Raw genomic sequence first — 3,686 nt, forward strand, 5'->3', positions numbered from 1 at the left:
TCGCCGCTACCAGCAAAGAACGGAAATCGTCACCTATCCAGAAGTAGAATTCACACTTTATTTCATCTGGGGTGACGATTATTTTTTTTATGTAGTTTTTTAGCACTTCTTTAATTTCGTAAGGATCCTTCGATGAATTAATTATTTCCCTATCCTTTTCAAAGATTTTTAAAATTATTTCTGGTGTAATAAAGTTTGTTTCTTTTTTATTTTCCAGCTCTTTAATTCTGTAAGCAAGCTCATTTCTTATTGTTTCTAATTCATTCATTTTTTCCTTCATAATCGGCTGGAACATCCCCTGAGCAATAGCTTCTACTATGTTTTTCATCTGCTCTTCAACCTCCTTATAGCGCTTTTTCAAGAAAGCAATTTCTTCTGCCCTTTCTTTATTCAGCTTCTGATTTTCTTCATTTAAAAACCTAGCTAATACTGGCGCTACTTTTGGGTCAAGTACTCTCTTGTTCAGCTCATCAATGACAAAAGCTTCCAGTTTTTCTTTGTTTATATCTCTGTTTGTACACTGCTTTGTTCTGTCTTTTCTGCTGCACCTATAAGTTACATATTTCCCTCTGCTTAAACACCCTACCATTTTAGAACCGCATATTCCGCAGTAAACAAGACCTGACAAAAGATAAATCCTTTTTGCAGAATTAGCTCCTCTTGTTATCTTTCTTTCTTCTATTTTCTTTTGTACCTGTTCGAACAGGTCTTTATCTATTATTGCAGGAATAGCATTATCTACAACGATTACGTCTTCTTTTACCATTCTGTGATTTTTCTTTGTACCTTTGTTAAATATATATTTACCAATGTATTTTTCATTTTTCAAAATTTCATGAATGCTGTTTTTGCTGAACGGATTCCCCTTCTTCGTTCTGTAACCTCTTAAATTTAATTCATCAATTATCTGCCTATATCCATATCCCTGTGCATATAATTCAAAAATCAATCTTACTGCCTCAGCTTCTTTTTCGTTTATCACATATTTTTCATCTACAATATCATATCCTAAAGGTGGTATACCTCCATTAAATTTGGCCTGAAAAGCATTTTCTTTCAATCCCTTCATTACCTCCCTTGCGAGGTTTTTGGAGTAGTACTCAGCCATTCCTTCAAGTACCGACTCAAGAATTATAGACTCGGGACTATCGTCAAGCTGTTCTAATACCGATATTAATCTTACACCATTCTTTTTCAACTGTCTTCTGTAAAAGGCACTGTCATATCTGTTGCGTGCAAACCTGTCCAATTTATGTACAATAACAGCATTGAAAAGACCTAATGAGCTGTCTTTTATCATCTGCAGAAATGCCGGTCTATCATCAGTTGTAGCGCTCTTTGCTTCATCAGTGTATATTTTTACTAGCTGTATACTATTCTTTTCGCAGTACTCTTTTATAGCCCTTAATTGGGCCTCAATGCTCTCTTCTCGCTGATTATCGCTGGAGTATCTTGCGTATGCAGCAGCTCTTAACTCTGTTTCAGCCATGAGAAATCCCCTCCCAATCTTATTCAGCTTTTGTAATATATTCTAATATCTTTTCCGATATTTCATCTGCTTTATCTTCCAACTCTAAATATTCCATGTTAAGTCCTATAATATAGCTATGTTGTGGCATATCGTTCAATATATGCTGTATTTCATGAATAAATGTCTTAACTTGTGTCCTGTAATTTACATTTCCGTTTAGTAATAAATGATAGTTTCCTCTCCTACTTATATATGTAAACCCCAGCACTGTTGAGGGTAAATTAAACACTATATGAGTTCGTATACCAAATGCATTCATAACATCATGAAATGGGATTGTTTCATCCATTAAAGCTTTCATGAGAGAAGTGTTAAGTAAATTGATACTGCTCAATTGAATCATTCCCCCTTATCTTCTTTACAACAAGAATGTTTTGTAGCAGTTTACCAATGTGTAAAAAATTTTTTTATTTCTTCTAATGGGATTTTTACTTTTCCGTATGGTATATTCTCAATAAAATATCTATCCATATTATGATTAAATAAATCTGACATAATTTCATGAGGATCTTCAACAATAAAAAACCTACCTTGTAAAGCTCCACAATGTTCGCATGTATTTGCAAAATAACTCATACTTACTGTTTTACTAAATATTTTCCGTATAGTGCGGTATTTAGTAGATAGAAATTTATCGAGAATTTCTATATCACCTAATCCAATAGGATCTAACCATGAAAAGTATTCATCTAATTCTTCTAAATCGTAATTTAAAAAATAGGAGTAAACTTTTGTAGTTTTTCCACACTTCCAACAAATTCTATCCCAACTATAAAGATTAATACCAAATTCTTTTATATATTCAAATGCCCATTCATAAATCTTTAATGTTGATTTGCAATCAGGGAAATTCGAACAACCCACAAATTTACCAAATTTCCCTGACTTTAAAACATAATATCCATCACATTGCTTACACTTAACTTTTTTCATGTTCTTTCCACCTTTATTCCTCTTTATCTTCTTCATCTTCTATAGCCTTTATTATTCGAATTATCTGTTTTATATCCTTAGGAGAAAGCTTCTTGGTCTGCTTAAATAAAAGCTTTAAATCCTCCCTTTCCTTTAATGTATTCCAAAACTCAAACAGCTCTGGATCATCAGAAACAGCCTCAGTAATCTCGTCAACTGGAGAGCGAATATCTGTTCTACCAAGAAGATAATCAATGGAAACGTTAAAAAAATCAGCTATTTTTTTTAGGGTTTCATAGTCTGGTTCCTTCCTTTCTGTCTCATATCCCGCTATAGTAGAACGACTTATTCCTAGTATCTTTGCAAGGTCCTCTTGGGTTAAGTTTTTTTCTTTACGTAGTTCTCTCAATCTATCTGAAAATGTCATTTTTCGAAACCTCCTTTTATGTTATTGTAGCTAAAAATGTCCCTAAAATAAACAATATGTCCCAAAAAGAAAAATTTTTTTAAAAAACTCTTGACAATGTTTCTAAACGGAACTATAATAAGATTAGGTAAAGTTGCTAAACGGGACATAAAGTAGGAGGAGAAAAATGAGATACTATCTAAAAAAAGCGAGAAAACAAGCTGGTCTCACACAGGCAGAAATAGCCAAAAAGGTTGGAATAGCAAGAACCAGTTACACTAATATTGAGTTAGGTATTAAAAATCCATCTTTTGATGTAGCTACTAAAATTAAAAAAGTTCTTAATGTAAATGACGACAATATTTTTTTAAATATTGATGTTCCTAAAAGCAACGTAAAGTAAATAACTATAAAAATGATATAAAGGAAGTGATCTCATGAAGGTAGGAATAATAAAAACCACCATATCTAGAGAAAAGCTCATGGCAGGAGAGTTCACACCAGACACCGAAGAAATAATTAAGTATGAAGAAGTAGACGAAGAAGAGTATTTTAAACCTTTGGTACAATATCTTTATCCAAAAATAAAAAGGTTCATCGAGGAGGAAAAAGGAAATGTGGTTGGAATTCAAACCAATGAAGAATAAAGACCTGCTTATTAGAATAGCCGAAGCACTTATGAAAATAGTTCCAATCAGAATAGAAAAAGCCGATGAAGGCTGGAAATTGATGATAAAAACATAGTATATAGCCGTAGTATGCCCAAAATGCGGAACAAAAAAGTTGCATAAGTTATTGGAGGTGTATTTTGTGGATGTAGAATTAGTAAGAAAATAT

The 3,686-nt window shown here is 32.7% G+C and carries 6 protein-coding genes; 2 read left to right on the top strand and 4 right to left on the bottom strand.

Annotated features, from left to right (window positions below):
• From EV203_RS13075 to EV203_RS13090, 4 genes are all read right to left on the bottom strand, one after another.
• A partial coding sequence (locus tag EV203_RS13075; RefSeq protein ID WP_132040891.1) for a recombinase family protein occupies positions 1–1,489 on the bottom strand: 1,489 nt, incomplete at its 3' end.
• Between the two features lie 19 nt (positions 1,490–1,508).
• Complete coding sequence (locus EV203_RS13080) at positions 1,509–1,865, bottom strand: hypothetical protein (RefSeq protein ID WP_132040896.1); 357 nt, start codon at positions 1,863–1,865, stop codon at positions 1,509–1,511.
• Positions 1,866–1,915: 50 nt separating this feature from the next.
• Positions 1,916–2,464, bottom strand: a complete 549-nt coding sequence (locus tag EV203_RS13085; protein WP_165911627.1) for a topoisomerase DNA-binding C4 zinc finger domain-containing protein — start codon at positions 2,462–2,464, stop codon at positions 1,916–1,918.
• A 13-nt stretch (positions 2,465–2,477) separates the two neighbouring features.
• Entirely contained in the window at positions 2,478–2,870 is a 393-nt protein-coding gene (locus EV203_RS13090; RefSeq protein WP_132040893.1) for a helix-turn-helix domain-containing protein, read from the bottom strand.
• Between the two features lie 166 nt (positions 2,871–3,036).
• Here EV203_RS13090 and EV203_RS13095 point away from each other — a divergent pair, with 166 nt between their 5' ends.
• Both EV203_RS13095 and EV203_RS13100 read left to right on the top strand, forming a co-directional pair.
• Positions 3,037–3,252: a helix-turn-helix transcriptional regulator gene (locus tag EV203_RS13095; RefSeq protein ID WP_132040894.1), complete on the top strand. Its 216-nt coding sequence runs from the start codon at positions 3,037–3,039 to the stop codon at positions 3,250–3,252.
• Between the two features lie 34 nt (positions 3,253–3,286).
• Positions 3,287–3,496 carry a hypothetical protein gene (locus EV203_RS13100; protein ID WP_132040895.1) on the top strand — a complete coding sequence of 70 codons (210 nt, stop codon included), beginning with the start codon at positions 3,287–3,289 and terminating at the stop codon, positions 3,494–3,496.
• Positions 3,497–3,686 lie beyond the last annotated feature (190 nt).

This window comes from Caldanaerobacter subterraneus (genome assembly GCF_004345675.1).
Taxonomy (GTDB): domain Bacteria; phylum Bacillota; class Thermoanaerobacteria; order Thermoanaerobacterales; family Thermoanaerobacteraceae; genus Thermoanaerobacter; species Thermoanaerobacter subterraneus.